The organism is Streptomyces sp. NPDC102258 (assembly GCF_055584685.1).
In genome coordinates, this window is sequence record NZ_JBVJLO010000005.1 from 49,898 (window position 1) to 64,166 (window position 14,269).

Annotated in this window: 17 protein-coding genes; 9 read left to right on the forward strand and 8 right to left on the reverse strand. The window is 72.7% G+C overall.

Annotation, left to right across the window (positions count from 1 at the left end; genetic code table 11):
- The first annotated feature begins 127 nt into the window (after positions 1 to 127).
- The 4 genes from ACZ6ZT_RS10300 (at position 128) to ACZ6ZT_RS10315 (ending at position 2,801) form a co-directional block, all read left to right on the forward strand.
- On the forward strand, positions 128 to 691 hold the full coding sequence (locus tag ACZ6ZT_RS10300; protein ID WP_469717432.1) for a hypothetical protein: 564 nt from the start codon (positions 128 to 130) through the stop codon (positions 689 to 691).
- A gap of 61 nt (positions 692 to 752) precedes the next feature.
- Positions 753 to 1,487 (forward strand): ArsR/SmtB family transcription factor, encoded by a 735-nt coding sequence (locus ACZ6ZT_RS10305; RefSeq protein ID WP_469717434.1) that lies wholly within the window; start codon positions 753 to 755, stop codon positions 1,485 to 1,487.
- A 129-nt stretch (positions 1,488 to 1,616) separates the two neighbouring features.
- A complete protein-coding gene (locus tag ACZ6ZT_RS10310) occupies positions 1,617 to 2,567 on the forward strand; it encodes a DMT family transporter (RefSeq protein ID WP_469717436.1) in 951 nt (316 codons plus the stop codon).
- Positions 2,568 to 2,624: 57 nt separating this feature from the next.
- Positions 2,625 to 2,801: a ketopantoate reductase C-terminal domain-containing protein gene (locus ACZ6ZT_RS10315; RefSeq protein ID WP_469718239.1), complete on the forward strand. Its 177-nt coding sequence runs from the start codon at positions 2,625 to 2,627 to the stop codon at positions 2,799 to 2,801.
- 31 nt (positions 2,802 to 2,832) lie between these two features.
- Here the strand turns inward: ACZ6ZT_RS10315 and ACZ6ZT_RS10320 are convergent, their stop codons facing one another.
- Entirely contained in the window at positions 2,833 to 3,150 is a 318-nt protein-coding gene (locus ACZ6ZT_RS10320) for a hypothetical protein (RefSeq protein WP_469717438.1), read from the reverse strand.
- 144 nt (positions 3,151 to 3,294) lie between these two features.
- Between ACZ6ZT_RS10320 and ACZ6ZT_RS10325 the strand changes: the two genes are divergently transcribed.
- The 3 genes from ACZ6ZT_RS10325 to ACZ6ZT_RS10335 all read left to right on the forward strand — a co-directional run bounded on the left by ACZ6ZT_RS10325 (position 3,295) and on the right by ACZ6ZT_RS10335 (position 4,654).
- The gene (locus ACZ6ZT_RS10325; protein WP_469717440.1) at positions 3,295 to 3,732 is read left to right on the forward strand and encodes a VOC family protein; all 438 of its coding nucleotides are present in this window, start codon (positions 3,295 to 3,297) and stop codon (positions 3,730 to 3,732) included.
- A gap of 113 nt (positions 3,733 to 3,845) precedes the next feature.
- Positions 3,846 to 3,968: a hypothetical protein gene (locus ACZ6ZT_RS10330; protein WP_469717442.1), complete on the forward strand. Its 123-nt coding sequence runs from the start codon at positions 3,846 to 3,848 to the stop codon at positions 3,966 to 3,968.
- 449 nt (positions 3,969 to 4,417) lie between these two features.
- The gene (locus ACZ6ZT_RS10335) at positions 4,418 to 4,654 is read left to right on the forward strand and encodes a chaplin (RefSeq protein ID WP_469717444.1); all 237 of its coding nucleotides are present in this window, start codon (positions 4,418 to 4,420) and stop codon (positions 4,652 to 4,654) included.
- Positions 4,655 to 4,749: 95 nt separating this feature from the next.
- Here the strand turns inward: ACZ6ZT_RS10335 and ACZ6ZT_RS10340 are convergent, their stop codons facing one another.
- The 6 genes from ACZ6ZT_RS10340 to ACZ6ZT_RS10365 all read right to left on the reverse strand — a co-directional run bounded on the left by ACZ6ZT_RS10340 (position 4,750) and on the right by ACZ6ZT_RS10365 (position 10,090).
- A complete protein-coding gene (locus tag ACZ6ZT_RS10340) occupies positions 4,750 to 5,103 on the reverse strand; it encodes a UBP-type zinc finger domain-containing protein (RefSeq protein ID WP_469717446.1) in 354 nt (117 codons plus the stop codon).
- Complete coding sequence (locus ACZ6ZT_RS10345) at positions 5,100 to 6,614, reverse strand: ATP-binding protein (protein ID WP_469717448.1); 1,515 nt, start codon at positions 6,612 to 6,614, stop codon at positions 5,100 to 5,102. Before ACZ6ZT_RS10345 ends, ACZ6ZT_RS10340 begins: the two co-directional genes overlap by 4 nt.
- Positions 6,611 to 8,287, reverse strand: a complete 1,677-nt coding sequence (locus ACZ6ZT_RS10350) for an NAD(P)/FAD-dependent oxidoreductase (RefSeq protein ID WP_469717450.1) — start codon at positions 8,285 to 8,287, stop codon at positions 6,611 to 6,613. Before ACZ6ZT_RS10350 ends, ACZ6ZT_RS10345 begins: the two co-directional genes overlap by 4 nt.
- 156 nt (positions 8,288 to 8,443) lie before the next feature.
- A complete protein-coding gene (locus tag ACZ6ZT_RS10355; protein WP_469717452.1) occupies positions 8,444 to 9,253 on the reverse strand; it encodes a maleylpyruvate isomerase N-terminal domain-containing protein in 810 nt (269 codons plus the stop codon).
- 152 nt (positions 9,254 to 9,405) lie between these two features.
- Positions 9,406 to 9,618, reverse strand: coding sequence for an antitoxin (locus ACZ6ZT_RS10360; RefSeq protein WP_469717454.1), 213 nt, complete (start codon positions 9,616 to 9,618; stop codon positions 9,406 to 9,408).
- Positions 9,619 to 9,718: 100 nt separating this feature from the next.
- On the reverse strand, positions 9,719 to 10,090 hold the full coding sequence (locus ACZ6ZT_RS10365) for a peptidase inhibitor family I36 protein (RefSeq protein WP_469717456.1): 372 nt from the start codon (positions 10,088 to 10,090) through the stop codon (positions 9,719 to 9,721).
- Between the two features lie 310 nt (positions 10,091 to 10,400).
- On the opposite strand from ACZ6ZT_RS10365, the gene ACZ6ZT_RS10370 reads away from it, so the two are divergent.
- Both ACZ6ZT_RS10370 and ACZ6ZT_RS10375 read left to right on the forward strand, forming a co-directional pair.
- Entirely contained in the window at positions 10,401 to 11,945 is a 1,545-nt protein-coding gene (locus tag ACZ6ZT_RS10370; RefSeq protein ID WP_469717457.1) for an MFS transporter, read from the forward strand.
- A complete protein-coding gene (locus tag ACZ6ZT_RS10375) occupies positions 11,942 to 12,544 on the forward strand; it encodes a TetR/AcrR family transcriptional regulator (protein ID WP_469717459.1) in 603 nt (200 codons plus the stop codon). The genes ACZ6ZT_RS10370 and ACZ6ZT_RS10375 overlap by 4 nt, the downstream gene beginning before the upstream one ends.
- Positions 12,545 to 12,616: 72 nt before the next feature.
- Here the strand turns inward: ACZ6ZT_RS10375 and ACZ6ZT_RS10380 are convergent, their stop codons facing one another.
- Positions 12,617 to 14,191: a purple acid phosphatase family protein gene (locus tag ACZ6ZT_RS10380; protein WP_469717461.1), complete on the reverse strand. Its 1,575-nt coding sequence runs from the start codon at positions 14,189 to 14,191 to the stop codon at positions 12,617 to 12,619.
- Positions 14,192 to 14,269: the final 78 nt, after the last annotated feature.

Consider the following 14,269-nt stretch of genomic DNA (forward strand, 5'->3'; position numbering starts at 1 on the left):
CGCCGGTGACCTCCCATCCTCCGGGCCCGTACGGCGTTCGGCAGGCCGGCGGGGCCGTCCGGGTGAGCCGGGCGGGGGCTCCGGCCGCTGCCGCCGTACCGACTGGCCGCGGCCCTAGGCTCGCCGCATGGGTGATGAGGGCGGCGGCGCAGCCGGGGGCGGGGCGGGGCCGAAGCCCGGGGGGCCCGGAGGGTCCGACGCCGCCGAAGCCACTGCCGCTGCCGCCGCGCGGTTGAAGGAGCGGCTGTACGCGACCATCACGATGATCTCCGTGGTGATCGGCCTGGCCGTGTCGGAGCACGCCGACGCCCTCGGCGCCACCGCGACCGTCCTCACCGCCGCCGTCGGGCTGTGGCTGGCGAGCCTCGTCGCGGACCAGCAGGCCCACCGCGTGGTCCACGGCCGGCTCGCCACGGGCGCGGAGCTGCGCCGGATGCTGTGGGTCAGCAGCCCGCTGCTGCTGTCCGCCGTCGGCCCGCTGATCCTGATCGGCTCCGCCATGCTCGGCGTGATGCACCTGCGGACCGCCCTGTACGCCGCCGCCGGGGTGAACGTGGCCAGCCTGTTCGCCTGGGGGTGGTACGGCGGCGTCCGGATGGGCAGTGGTCCGGCCATCGCCGTGCTGGCCGGGGCCCTCGACGCGGCGATCGGCCTTGCCGTGGCCCTGGTGAAGGCGGCGGCGGGCCACTGAGCCGTGACACCGTAGGCCCATTCTTCGTCAGACACCGAAACGATGGGGCATCCTGGAGTACATGAACGAGTCGTACTCCGCCCCGCCCGCCGACAGCCCCGCCCCGGCGGCCCTCCTGGCCGCGTTCGCCGCCGCCCTGGCGGACGAGACCCGGGCCGCGATCTGCATGACGCTGCTGGAGGGCCGCGCCTGGACCGCGGGCGAACTGGCCCGGGTCACCGCGGTGGCGCCGTCCACGGTCAGCGGCCATCTGGCCCGGCTGCTCGACGCGGGGATCTGCGTGACCGAACGGCAGGGCCGCCACAGCTACGTACGGATCGCCGATGCCGCGACCGCCCGCCTGGTCGACGCGCTCGCCTCGCACGCCATCCCGGACCGGGACGCAGCCTTCTCGGTACCGGTGGTCGGCGCCCCGGATCCGCTCGCGCGGGCCCGGACCTGCTACGACCACTTCGCCGGACGGCTCGGCATGGCGGTGACCGACGCGATGGAGCAGCGCGGGCTGCTGCGTACGGAGCGCGTGTTCGAGCTGACGGAGGACGGCCTCGCCTGGTGCGCCGGCGCCGATGTCAGCCTCGTCGGCGCGGGGCGCAGGCCCGCGGTGAGCTCCTGCCTGGACTGGACCGAGCGGCGCCGCCACCTGGGCGGTCTCGCCGGGGCGCGGCTGTGCGCGCGGGCACTGGAGGAGAAGTGGGTGGTGCGCGCCGCGGGCGGCGGGCGGGGGCTGGAGGTGACGGCGGCCGGGGAGCGGGCCTTCGAAGAGCTCCTGGGCCTCCGCGCCGAGGCGTGGGGATGAGGGGCCGGACCAGGCTTTCCGGACCAAACTTTCCGGGCTCGACCGGCTTTCCCGAACCCGTCCGGGCTTTCCTGACCCGCTGTGAACATTTCGGTGGACACCGAAATATCTGCGCCCTAGGGTGAGGCCATGACGTTCCGTCCGAGTCTCCTCCCCCGCGGCGCGCTCACCGTGGCCGCCGTCTCGTTCACGGTGTTCGCCTGGGCCTCCGCCTTCGTCTCCATCCGCAGCGCCGGCGCGGCCTACTCCCCCGGCGCCCTGGCCCTCGGCAGGCTGCTGGCCGCCTCGCTGGTGCTCGTCGTCCTGCTCCTCGTACGCCGCCAGGGCTTGCCGCCGCGCGCGGCCTGGCGCGGCATCCTGCTGTCCGGGGTGGTCTGGTTCTGCGGCTACACGGTCGCGCTGAACTGGGGGGAGCGGCTGGTCGACGCGGGCACGGCGTCCCTGCTCGTGAACACCGGCCCCATCCTCATGGCGCTCCTCGCGGCCCGGCTCCTCGGCGAGGCGCTGCCGCCGCGGCTGCTGGCGGGGATGGCCGTCTCCTTCGCCGGGGCGGTGGTCGTGGGCCTGTCCATGTCGTCCGGCGACGGCGGCTCCACCTCCGTGCTCGGCGTCGTGCTCTGCCTGCTCGCGGCCGTCGCCTACGCGACCGGCGTCGTCGCGCAGAAGCCGGCCCTCGCCCACGGGACGCCCTTGCAGATCACCGCGTACAGCTGCCTGATCGGCACCACGGCCTGCCTGCCGTTCTCGGGTCGGCTGCTGGCCGAACTGCCCCGGGCGCCGCTGTCCGCGACCCTGAACATGGTCTACCTGGGCGTGGTACCGACCGCCCTCGCCTTCATCGCCTGGACGTACGCGCTTGCGCGCATGCCCGCGGGCAGGCTGGGCGCGACGACGTACGCCGTCCCGGCCGTCGTCGTCCTGCTGAGCTGGGGTCTCCTCGGTGAGGTACCGGCCTGGCTGACCCTGCTCGGCGGGGTGCTCTGCCTGGCCGGAGTGGCGGTGTCGCGCTACGCACCCCGGCCCAACCGAACCGGCACGGCCTCCGCCGTTCCCTCCTCCCGCGAAAGGCAGCCCTCATGAGGATCCTCACGGTCGGCGCGGGCGCCGTAGGCGGCTTCTTCGGCGCCCGGCTCGCCGCTGACCCCGTCCCTCTACCGGGACCTGGTCGCCGGGGCTCCCACGGAGGCCGACCACGTCCTGACCGATCTCACCGTGCGCGCCCGTGCTCTGGGGGTGGCCACTCCGCTGCTGGATCTCGCCGCCCTCCAGTTGAGCGTGCACGAACGGCGCCTCGCGACGGCCCGCTCCCTCTGACGGCGCTCGCTCCCGCGCCTGCCGAGCCTCGTCAGCCCGTGGTGTCGATTCCCGTGACGATGGCGGGCCCCAGGGGGGCGTCCTTCTCCGCGAGGCCCGAGTCGGCGAGGGCCGACGCGGCCATGCGCAGGGCGGTGCCTTCGGCGTGGTTCCGGTCCGCCGCCTCGACTTCGAGGCGCAGGCAGAAGGTGCCGTCTTCGTTGACGGTGAGCAGACCCAGCTCCTCCACCTCCCGCTGGTCCGAACGTGCGGGGTCCTGCCGGCGCAGTCGTCGCGCCAGTTCGTCCCGTACGGCGTCCGGTACCTCGGTGAGGAACGTTCCGGGAACGGTGATCACGTAGGCGGTCACGGGGGCCTCCTCCTCGGTGGCTTCGGCCGGGCATCACGCCCGGCCACTCCGCGCACCTGCCCGGAATCCCGGCCCCGACACCGCCCGGCAGGGTGAAGGCCGCCGCCGACTGTACGGACCGGTCGCGGCCGTTACGGTGAGGGCATGGAGCAACGGATCAGCCTGGTCACCCTGGGCGTCACGGACCTCGCCCGCGCCAAGGCCTTCTACGAGGCGCTGGGGTGGCGCGGCACCGAGGTCGAGGAGACCGTTTTCCACCAGGCCGGAGGCCTGGCCCTGGTGCTGTGGGACCGCGGGAAGCTGGCCGCGGACTGCGGGCTTCCCGACGCCCCTCCCCCGGCCGGCTTCGGCGGGATCGCCCTGGCCCAGAACGTCCGTACGGACGCCGAGGTCGACGCCCTCCTCGACACGGCGGCCCGGGCGGGCGGCAGCGTCACCCGGCCGGCCGCGGTCAATCCGATCGGCTTCTACTCGGGCGTCTTCACCGACCCCGACGGTCACGCGTGGGAGATCGCCCACAACCCCGGCTTCACCCTGACCGAGGACGGCTCCCTGGTCCTGCCCGACTTCACGTCTGGCTGATGGCAGCCGGGCTGACGGGCCGTCGGGGTGTCCGCGCACCCCGCGCCCCGCGCCGCCCACGCCGCTCGCTCCGCCGAGTGCGTCAATGCGTCGACCGGGGGCACACGCGCGGTATGACTCCGAATCCGCTCACGTCCCTGGCCCTGACCCCGGTGCCCGGCCCCGCCTGGATCCACCTCGTCGTCATGGCCTTCGCGCTCCTGATCCTCGTCCGCTCCCTGGCCCGGCACCGTTAGACACTCCGGCGTCCGCGACCGCTACCCGGCGCATCACGGTGGGCGGCAAGCGGCCCAAGTGGCGTAGCACGTGCGGGCATTGAACTGGGCGGAAGTCCATATGGGCGCCCGGGACACGCCATTACGGTTCCTTAGGCTTCAACTCCGCTCGGCACCAGCCGCCTTGGGCGAGGCTGAAAGTGTCTTCGAGCCGCCGTGTCTCGCGTGATGCCGACGACCCGGGGCCCTGAACACGGGTGCCGTACCGGGGCGGTGTGAGCCTGTCGGCATGCCGTCGGCACGGGCGGGCCACGGCCCCGAGAGGGCCAGCTGCCATGCGTGACGCGTGCCGCATGCCGGTGAGGCCGCTCCTGCGGAACACGCCGTAGGTCAGGTGAATGCCCGTCGGAAAGGCCCCTGAGGGGGTGTGATTCCGGGGTTCGACCTTCCGTCATCGACCTTGGAGTGACATGCGCATTCGAACCGCGATCGCCGCTACCGTCCTGGCCGCGGCCGGCATTCTGGGCGCCTCCGGTGCCGCCGTCGCCGATGCCCACGCCGAGGGTGCCGCCGTCGGCTCCCCGGGCGTCCTGTCCGGCAACGTTGTCCAGGTCCCGATCCACATCCCGATCAACCTGTGCGGCAACAGCATCAACGTGATCGGCCTGCTGAACCCGGCGTTCGGCAACACCTGCGTCAACAGCTGACGCCCGTGCGGCCGTAGCCGGCCCGCGTGTCCCGCCCGGGGAGCGAGAACCGTACGCATGCCCCGGGCGGGGCCATCCGGTCCTGACCCCTGGGGTCAGGCGTGCAGCCGCCGCGTCCAGTCCGGCGGAACCCGGTCCGCGGGGCCCGGCACGGGCTGGTCCGCGGGGTGGGAGGCCGGCGGGGCGAGGGCGGGGCCGGATTCGTACAGTTCGTCGGTGTCGTAGTTCCAGAACCAGTCCTCGCCCGGTTCGAAGCTCTGCACCAGGGGGTGGCCGCTGGACTTCCAGTGCCCGGTGGCGTGCTGCGCCGGGGAGGAGTCGCAGCAGCCGATGCGGCCGCACTGCGCGCAGCGCCGCAGGTGGAACCACCAGCCGCCCGCCGCCTCGCAGTCGGCGCAGCCGGGGCCGCCGGGCGCGGCGCTCGGGTCGATTCCGCTGATGTCGCTCATACGGGCTCCTCGGGGTGGTCGGAGTTCGCGGAGTGATCGGTGCTGTCGGTCACGGAGACGGTCGTCGGTACGGTCTCGGGTTCCGGGTCGGTCAGCGGCAGCAGGACCTGGAAGCGGGTGTCACCGGGTACGGACTCGACCTGGAGGCTGCCGTGGTGCTTGTTGACGACGATCCGCCAGGAGATGTCCAGGCCGAGACCGGTGCCCTCGCCCACCGGCTTGGTGGTGAAGAAGGGGTCGAAGATGCGGCCGCGGATGTCCGCCGGGATGCCGGGGCCGGTGTCGCGGAACTCCACCAGCAGCCGGTCCCCCTCGCGTGCCGTGCGGACGGTCAGGGTGCCGTCGCCGCCGGTGCTGCCGATGGCGAAGACGGCGTTGTCGATGAGGTTGGTCCACACCTGGTTGAGTTCGGCCGGGTAGGCGGGCACCGGCGGCAGGGAGCGGTCGTAGTCCTTGACCACCCGGACGCGGGGGCCGGTCTTGGCGGAGAGCATCAGTAGCGTGCTGTCGAGGAGTTCGTGGACGTCCACGGTCCGGTAGGGGGCGCGGTCGAGCTGGGAGTACTGCTTGGCGGCGTCCACGAGGTGGGAGATCCGGGTGGTGGAGTCGTCGATCTCGTCCATCAGCAGTTCGGTCTCGACGGTGTAGTTGAGCCAGCCGATGGCGCCCGGGAGGATGTCCTCGGCGACGGTCGCCGCGACCTGCTCCAGCCAGTCGGTGTCCAGGCCCGCCTGGACGAAGGTCGGCGCGATCCGCCAGCCCTCCGCGATGCCGTGGTCCTCCAGCCAGTCGGCGAGCTGGTCCTCGCGGTCGGAGGCCTCCAGGGGGCTCAGTGCCGGTGCCTTGGCGACCCGTTCGGCCGTACGTTCCTGGATCTCGATGAGTTCGGCGAGGGCCTCGCGGGAGTAGGGGCCCTGGGCGATGACGGCCAGCTTGTGGCGCATCTTGCCGACCCGTTCCCGCAGGGTCGCGGTGGCGCGGACGGCCGCGGCGGCCGGGTTGTTGAGCTCGTGGGTCAGTCCGGCGGACAAGGAGCCGAGGGCCAGCAGCCGTTCGCGCTGTCCGATGGCCCGCTGGGTGTTCTTCGAGCCGAAGAAGAGCCCTTCCAGCAGGTGGGCGGCCATCGGGAACCATTCCCGCATGACGTCCGCGAACGACTGCGCGGGCAGGACGAAGAACCGGGTGCGCTCCGTCACCCGCATGGAGTTGGTGTACGTCTGCGGTACCCGGTCGCCCAGGTAGGCCTGCATGGCCCCGGAGTACACGCCGCGCTGGGAGGTGCGGCTGACCTCCACGTCGTCGGCGCCGACCCGGCGGGACATCACGAGGGTGCCCTCGATCATCACGTAGAAGCAGGTGGCGGGGTCGCCCTCGGTGTACACCGGTCCGGGTTCGAAGAGTTCCACCCGCCCCTCGGCGCACAGGCGTCCCAGCTGTTCGGGGGTGAGTTTCTCGAACAGGAACAGCGAGGCGATCTCCTGCGGGGCGCAGGGCATGATCCGGCCGCTCATGACTGCTCCAGGTACCGGTGGACGAGCATCACTGCCATGGCTCCCTCTCCGACGGCCGACGCGACGCGCTTCGCCGAGCGGGCGCGCGCGTCACCCGCCACGAACACGCCGGGGATGTTGGTCTCCAGGTGGTAGGGCGGCCGGTCCAGTTCCCACTCGGCCGGGGGCCGGCCGTCCGGGGTGAGGTCCGGCCCCGCCAGGATGAAGCCGTGCGCGTCACGCAGGACGGTGCCGTCCAGCCAGTCGGTCAGCGGGGCGGCGCCGATGAAGACGAACATCCACTGGGCGTCGACGAGTTCGGTGGCGCCGCTGTCCACGTCGCGCAGCGTCAGCTGCTCCAGGTGTCCGTCGCCGTGCGCCGCGTCGACGGTGGTACGGGTGCGGACGGTGATGTTGGGAGCTTCCTCGATCTGCTGGATGAGGTAGTACGACATCGACGCCCTCAGGGACTCCCCGCGCACCAGCAGCGTCACCGATTTCGCACCGCGTGCCAGGTACATCGCGGCCTGTCCGGCGGAGTTGGCGCCGCCGACGATGTACACGTCCTGGCCCTGGCAGGAGGAGGCCTCGGTCAGGGAGGAGCCGTAGTAGACGCCGCAGCCGGTCAGGTCGTCGCAGCCCGGCGCGTGGAGCTGCCGGTAGGTGACGCCGGTCGCCAGGATGACGCTGTGCGCGGCGATGGACGTGCCGTCGGAGAAGCGGACGACGCGGGCCGGGCCGTTGGCCTCCAGTGCCGTGACCTCGCGGGTGGTGAGGATCTCGGCGCCGAAGCGGCCGGCCTGGCGGCGGGCGCGGTCCGTGAGCTGGGCGCCCGACACGCCGTCGGGGAAGCCGAGGTAGTTCTCGATGCGGGAGCTCTGCCCGGCCTGGCCGCCGGTCGCCGACCGCTCGACCAGTACGGTACGCAGCCCTTCGGACGCCCCGTACACGGCGGCGCCGAGTCCGGCGGGACCGCCGCCGATGACGACGAGGTCGTAGAAGTCGGCGGCCGGGGTCGTCGCGAGGCCGACGTGGGCCGCCAGCTCGGGGGCCTCCGGCTCGACGAGGACGGCGCCCTCGGGGGTGATCACCAGGGGCAGCCGCTGCTCGTCGGCCCCCGCCGCCTCCAGCAGTCGGCGGCCCTCGGGTTCGTCGGAGGAGTACCAGCGGTAGGGCACCTGGTTGCGGGCGAGGAACTCCCGCACCTCGGAGGAGCGGGCGGACCAGCGGTGTCCGACCACCTTGGTGGCGGGGACGGGCCGGTAGTCGCTGGAGCGCCAGGCCGTGAGCAGGTCGTCCACGACCGGGTAGAGCTTCTCCTCGGGCGGGTCCCACGGCTTGAGCAGGTAGTGGTCGAGGTCGACGACGTTGATGGCGTCGATCGCCGCGTTGGTGTCGGCGTACGCGGTCAGCAGCACGCGCCGCGCGCCTGGGTACACGTTCAGGGCCTGTTCGAGGAACTCGATGCCGTTCATCTGGGGCATGCGGTAGTCGGCCAGGATCACGGCGACCAGGTCGCCGCGCAGTTTCAGCTCGCGCAGCGCCTCCAGCGCGGAGTCGCCGGATTCGGCGCGCACGATCCGGTACGAGGCGCCGTAGCGGCGGCGCAGGTCGCGGGCGACGGCGCGGGAGACTCCCGGGTCGTCGTCCACGGTCAGGATGACGGTCCGCGCTGTGTCGGCGACCTCTGTCATACGTCTCCACCCGGGGGGTCGGCGGCGCGGTGGCGGCACGGCGAGCCGCCCGCGCCGGTTCCCGCCCATCGTATGTTCGATCGTCGGGGTCCGCTGCCGGACGCGGAGCCCCGCGCGGCCCGCGCACGCGGGGTGTGCGGGCCGTCGCGCGGGGTCCTAGTCTTCGGGCTCCCAGGCCTGAAGCCGGTCGAAGATCCGTGGGTCGCCGTCGAGCTTCAGGGAGTCCATCGGGATCCGGTCGTACAGGGCGAGGACCAGCTCGGAGGCCGTGCCCCGGGCGGAGGCGTCGGCCGTGCCCTCGCCGGCGGGGGTGCCGGGCGCGTCCTCGCCGGCGGTCGTGGGGTGCGGGGGGAGGCGGACCGTCCGTGCGCCGTCGGCGGAGAGCAGCAGGCGCCAGGACCGGCCCTCGGTGGCGTGGTATTCGACGGTGGCGGGCTCGTGCGGCCAGGCGCTCGGGGTGGTGCAGCAGGTGAACAGGAAGTCCTCGACCCCGTCGAGCGCCACCTCGTCCGGCAGCGGCTGGGGGGCGCCGAGTGCGAGTTGGGCGTCGTAGGTGTGCACCGCGATCTGCTGGAGCTGGTGCCGGGCGACGGTGCCGGAGGTCCGGGGGGACTGCGAGGGGTCCCACCATCCCCAGCAGCCGCGGTCCGGCCCGGCCTCCCGCAGTGCGGCCAGCAGGTCCTCCGTCGCCGCGGCCAGCCAGGCCGTCAGGGCCTCGCGGTCCTCGGGCTCGGCCGGGGCGTCGTCGGGTATGGGGGCCTTGTCGGCGGCCGGCCCGGCGGCCACGGTGGCGGCCCAGCTGCGGCGCCCGTCGCCGATGTGGCGTACCAGGTCGGCCAGCGTCCACTCGGGGCAGCTCGGCACCTGGACGTCGAGGCTGGGCGCGGCGGCGACGGCGGCGCGGAAGGCGGCCGAGCGTTCGTCGATCAGCCGCAGCAGGTCGGGGAATTCAAGAGGCGTATGCACTCCCGCTGTTTACCACCGGGGCCCCGGCGACGGACAGCGAATTTCCTCCGGCCCGCTTCCCCGCCCGTCCGGGCGGCCCGGCAGGCGACCGCCAGGGCCGACGTCAGCGCGGGCCCCGGCGGTCGTCGGGTGTGAAACGTACGGGTGCGCCGCTACTGCGCGGGCGGAGGGGGAGGCGGTGTGGTTCCGCCCTGTCCGCCCTCGTGCCGCAGCTGCTCCTTGAGCTTCTCCTGGGCGGTGTCGACCTGGCCGCTGTACTTGCCCTGGGTCTTTCCGTCGACGAAGTCGCCGGCCTTGTCGATGCCCTGGCCGGCCTGTGCCTCGTGGCCCTTCAGCATCTGCTTGAGCTTGTCCATCATCGACATGATGATTCCTTCCCGTGGTTCGGCACCTCCAGGATCGCGGCCCGTCCCGCAAACCGCATCCGCGCGGTCCCGGACCGTCACCGAAAGGCCGTCGAGACGGTCACTGCTTCTTGAAGGACCGGATCTGGTAGTTGCCCATCAGGTTGCCGCCCGCGCCTCCCGGCGTCGATCCGACGCGCGCGTTGTAGTTGGTCTGCGTGTAGTACTGGACGCGGTTGTTCTTTCCGTTCCACACGGAAAGGACGTTGTGCCCGTTCTGGATGAAACCGCAGCTGTCGGCCGTGTTGGCCTTCTGCGCATCTGGGAACTCGCAGCGTTCACCGCCGCCGTTCCAGCCGCTGTAGATACAGAAGTTCCCGGAGTTGCAGGTATAGGCGGCGGGTTGGCTCTCGGTGGCTGCCGCGATGGGGGCGGACCCCAGCAAGACGGCGAGGGAGAATCCGGCGGCGGCCCATGAGGTGCTTCGGCGCATGACGGAACGAGCCCCTTTCGACATCCAGGCCGGGGCAGGGCCCCGGAAATGAGGGACGGAACGCAGGCCGCGGAACCGTCCGGGCTCCCTCCAGCTTGGGGGGTGAAACGGCTTCCGCGTGAGGCCTTTTCCCGTCACCGTATTGCGGGCACCGGCCGACGAATACCGCGACTTTGTTCGGTGGCGCGACCCGTTGCGCGGGAGTGCGCCGTCGCACGCCGGACTGCGGGCACTCCGCAGGGGTGCACAATCGTTTACCCTGGGGGTGAACAGTCGTACACCCTTGCGTCTCGCCCGTGTCTGGAGCCGTATGCCCCCCGCGATACCCGCACCCGGTCCGGCCCCCGACGCCGCGCCCGCCCCCGGGTCCACCGCCGCGCCCGACCCGCACTCCCGCCATCCCCGGCTGGTCATGCCCGTCCTGGCCTTCTGCGGCATGGTCGTCGCCGTCATGCAGACCCTCGTGGTCCCGCTGCTGCCGCACGTCCCCGACCTGACGGGGGCCAGCCCCGGCGCCGCCGGCTGGCTCGTGACCATCACGCTCCTGACCGGGGCCGTCTTCACCCCGGTCCTCGGCCGCGTCGGTGACATGTACGGCAAACGGCGCGTCCTGCTCGCCTCGCTGGGCGTGCTCACCGCCGGCTCCGTGCTCTGCGCGGTCAGCTCCGACATCGGCGTCCTGATCACGGGCCGGGCCCTCCAGGGCGCGGCGCTCGCGGTGATCCCGCTGGGCATCAGCATCCTGCGCGACGAGCTCCCCGCCGACCGGGTGCTGTCCGCGATCGCGCTCATGAGCTCGACCCTCGGCATCGGTGCGGCGATCGGCCTGCCGGTTGCGGCGGTGGTCATGGAGAACTTCGACTGGCACACCATGTTCTGGGCGTCGGCCGCCCTCGGCCTGCTCGATCTGCTGCTGGTGCTGTGGATCGTCCCCGAGTCGCCGGTGCGTTCCCGCGGGCGCTTCGACCTGCCGGGCACCCTCGGGCTGGCCGCCACCCTCGTGGGGCTGTTGCTCGCCATCACCCAGGGCTCGGACTGGGGCTGGACCTCCGCGCGCACCCTCGGCCTGCTCGGCGCCTCCGTGGCCGTGGGCCTGCTCTGGGGCTGGTTCGAGCTGCGCACCCCCTCCCCCATGGTCGACCTGCGCGTCTCCGCCCGGCCCGCGGTCCTGCTCACCAATGTGGCGGCCCTGCTGATCGGTTTCGCCTTCTACGCGAACTCCCTGGTCACCGGCCAGATGGTGCAGGAGCCCACCAGCACGGGCTACGGGCTCGGGGCGTCCCTGGTGGTGAGCGGTCTGTGCCTGCTGCCCGGCGGCCTCGCCATGGTGGCGCTCTCCCCCGTCTCGGCACGGATCTCCGCCGCCTACGGGCCGCGCACCGCGCTCGCGCTCGCCGCCGTCGTCATGGCCGTCGGCTACGTGGTCCGCTTCTTCACCAGCCACAGCCTCTGGCTGATCGTGGCCGGCGCCACCGTGGTGGCCTCCGGCACCGCCATCGCGTACTCGGCGCTGCCCGCCCTCGTGATGCGGGCGGTACCGGTGGGCGAGACGGCCGCGGCCAACGGCCTCAACACCCTCATGCGTTCCGTGGGCCAGGCCTGCTGCAGCGCCGTGGTCGCGGCCGTCCTGGCCCATGTGACCTTCGTGGCCGGCGGCCGCACCGCGCCGACGCTGCACGCTTACCTGCTGATCTTCCTGATCGCCGCGGGGACGGCGCTCGCCGCCCTCGTCGCCACGCTGCTCCTGCCCTCGGACCGTACGGGAGCCCGCCGCGGGCCCCTGCGCGGGCGCGGCTGCGCGAGCGGTACGGTCACGGTGTCAGCGTCCGTGACCGCCGCCCAGGAGAGCGCATGAGCGGTACCGAGGAATCCGTCGCCGCGCCGGCACCCGCCCCGGGCGATGCCGGGGCGGGCGCCGAGACCGGCCGCGAGGCCATCGTGCGGGCCGCGCGCCGGGCGTTCGCGCTGCGGCCGTACGCCGAGGTCACGATGCGCGGCATCGCGGCGGCCGCCGGGGTGAGCCCGTCGCTGATCGTGAAGCGCTTCGGCAGCAAGGAGGCCCTGTTCAACACGGTCGCCGACTTCCGGGCGGCCGCCGACGAACTGTTCGCCGCCCCGCCGCCCGTCCTCGGGCGGCACCTGGTCCTGACGATGGTCGAGCTGCGCGACCGGTTCCGCGGGGACCCGCTGCTGCGGGTCGTGTTCTCCCTGGGCATCGAGGACGAGCGCACGCTGCTGCGGGCCCGTTTCCGCGAGCAGGTCACCGACCGGCTGGCCGCCGCGCTGACCGGCCCGGACACCGGGTTGCGGGCCGAGCTGATCGCCGGCCAGCTGCTGGGCCTCGGCGCCACCCTGAGCCTGCACCGCCCCGACGGCGCCGGCGTCCACGCCACCCCCGAACGCCTGGCGGACCTGTACGCCCCCGGCCTCCAGCGGCTCATCGACGGCCCCTGAGACCGGATCCGCCCACGACGAAGCCCGCTCCTGGTGGGAGCGGGCTTCGTCGTGTCCCGGTCCGGGCGCCTGCTAGCGGCCGCGCTGGATCTCGAAGTGGTCGACGCGCTGGCCCGTCTCGGCGAGGGCGCTCACCTTCAGCTTCGGGAAGCGGCCCGTCTCCACCTCGACCGCGAGGAAGGAGTAGTTGGTGTACCGGACCCGGGACCACTCGACGGTCTCGGTCTCCTTCGCACCGCCCTTGGCCCAGTGGAAGGTGTCGACGCTGTCGCGGTCCGCGACCTGGCCCTCGTAGGAGTCCGGGACGGGGAAGCTGTACAGCGAGCGGCCCGCCGCGCCGGCGGTGACGTAGACGATGCCGTCCCGGGTCGGGTCGGTGCGCTCGCCGATCGGGACCTTGCGGCCCACCTTGTTGCCCTTGATGGCGTCGGTGCGCTCGTACACGTGGTTGTGGCCGTTGATGACCAGGTCCACGGTGTGCTTCTCGAACAGCGGCACCCACGCGTCGCGGACGCCGCCCTCGGAGGCGTGCGAGCTGGTGGTGGAGAACGCGCAGTGGTGGAAGAACACCACGATGAAGTCGACGTCGCGGTGGTGGCGCAGCTCGCCGAGGCGCCGGTCCAGCCAGGCGGTCTGCTTGCCGCCGCTGATGCCGAAGTTGGCGGGGATCTCGTACGAGACGTCGTTCGCGTCGAGCGCGACGACGCCGACGTTGCCGTGCACGAAGGAGTAGACGCCGGGCTGGTTGACGGGGTCCGGGCCGTTGTCGGGCAGGGACCAGCGGGCGTTCTGGCCGCCGTAGCCCTGCGGGGAGTACCAGGCCTCCATGTCGTGGTTGCCGGTCGTCACCATCCACGGGACGCTCTTGGCCACCGACTCGGTCTGGGCGAGGAACTGGTCCCAGGTGCGGGCGTCGTAGGTGTCGCCGGTACCGCCCGAGCCGGAGGGGTCGGCGTAGCAGATGTCACCCGCGTGGAGGTGGAAGGCGGGGTTCTGGGCCATCAGCACCGCGTCGTTGGCGAGGGCGTGGTAGCTCACGCCCTGGTCGCCGAAGGCGGTGAAGGTGAAGTTCTCGGCGCGCGCGGGGGCCGTGGTGAAGGTGCCGAGCGTGCCCAGGTTGCGGTGGTCGGCCGGGTCGAACCCGTCGTGGCCGACACCGTAGTAGTACGTCTGTCCGGGCCGCAGCCGGTCCAGGCCCACGTGCAGGTAGAACTGCTCGGCCGCCGCGATCTTGCCGCCGTTCAGGACGGGGGTGGTGAGGTGGCGGACCTCCGCGTCGATCTTCCGGCTCAGCGCCCAGGGGCTCGTACCGATGCGCAGGTACGGCTGCTTCACCGCGAAGGGCACCTGCCAGGAGACCCGCATCTGGGTCTTGGGGTCGGCGCCGTACTGCAAGTGGCGGCCGAACGGCGCGGTGAGGGAACCGTCGACGCCGCGGCGCTCGGCGGAGGTCTGCACGACGGCCGGGGCCGCGTAGGCGGGCGAGGCGGCCCCCGTGCCGAGGCCGACGCCGGCCACGGCCGCGGTGACCGCGCCCGCGCGCAGGGCGCCGCGCCGGGTGAACCGAGCGCGCAGGTAGTCGTGCTGCTCGGCCATGCTCAGGCGGGACGCGAGCTTCTGGGGGATACCGAAATCGGGAAGGTCCATGACGTGAAACATCCTCTGCTCGGGCGAAGCGCATCCCACCGCCGGGTGAACGAGGGGGATACGGACCCCCATGCGACT

Bases quoted from the DNA above. Each gene is read 5' to 3' on its own strand.
- ACZ6ZT_RS10350 (WP_469717450.1), bottom strand. From the start codon at position 8,287: ATGACAGAGGTCGCCGACACAGCGCGGACCGTCATCCTGACCGTGGAC.
- ACZ6ZT_RS10360 (WP_469717454.1), bottom strand. From the start codon at position 9,618: ATGTCGATGATGGACAAGCTCAAGCAGATGCTGAAGGGCCACGAGGCA.
- ACZ6ZT_RS10300 (WP_469717432.1), top strand. From the start codon at position 128: ATGGGTGATGAGGGCGGCGGCGCAGCCGGGGGCGGGGCGGGGCCGAAG.
- ACZ6ZT_RS10305 (WP_469717434.1), top strand. From the start codon at position 753: ATGAACGAGTCGTACTCCGCCCCGCCCGCCGACAGCCCCGCCCCGGCG.
- ACZ6ZT_RS10335 (WP_469717444.1), top strand. From the start codon at position 4,418: ATGCGCATTCGAACCGCGATCGCCGCTACCGTCCTGGCCGCGGCCGGC.
- ACZ6ZT_RS10340 (WP_469717446.1), bottom strand. From the start codon at position 5,103: ATGAGCGACATCAGCGGAATCGACCCGAGCGCCGCGCCCGGCGGCCCC.
- ACZ6ZT_RS10375 (WP_469717459.1), top strand. From the start codon at position 11,942: ATGAGCGGTACCGAGGAATCCGTCGCCGCGCCGGCACCCGCCCCGGGC.
- ACZ6ZT_RS10330 (WP_469717442.1), top strand. From the start codon at position 3,846: ATGACTCCGAATCCGCTCACGTCCCTGGCCCTGACCCCGGTGCCCGGC.
- ACZ6ZT_RS10365 (WP_469717456.1), bottom strand. From the start codon at position 10,090: ATGCGCCGAAGCACCTCATGGGCCGCCGCCGGATTCTCCCTCGCCGTC.
- ACZ6ZT_RS10325 (WP_469717440.1), top strand. From the start codon at position 3,295: ATGGAGCAACGGATCAGCCTGGTCACCCTGGGCGTCACGGACCTCGCC.
- ACZ6ZT_RS10370 (WP_469717457.1), top strand. From the start codon at position 10,401: ATGCCCCCCGCGATACCCGCACCCGGTCCGGCCCCCGACGCCGCGCCC.
- ACZ6ZT_RS10345 (WP_469717448.1), bottom strand. From the start codon at position 6,614: ATGAGCGGCCGGATCATGCCCTGCGCCCCGCAGGAGATCGCCTCGCTG.
- ACZ6ZT_RS10380 (WP_469717461.1), bottom strand. From the start codon at position 14,191: ATGGACCTTCCCGATTTCGGTATCCCCCAGAAGCTCGCGTCCCGCCTG.
- ACZ6ZT_RS10310 (WP_469717436.1), top strand. From the start codon at position 1,617: ATGACGTTCCGTCCGAGTCTCCTCCCCCGCGGCGCGCTCACCGTGGCC.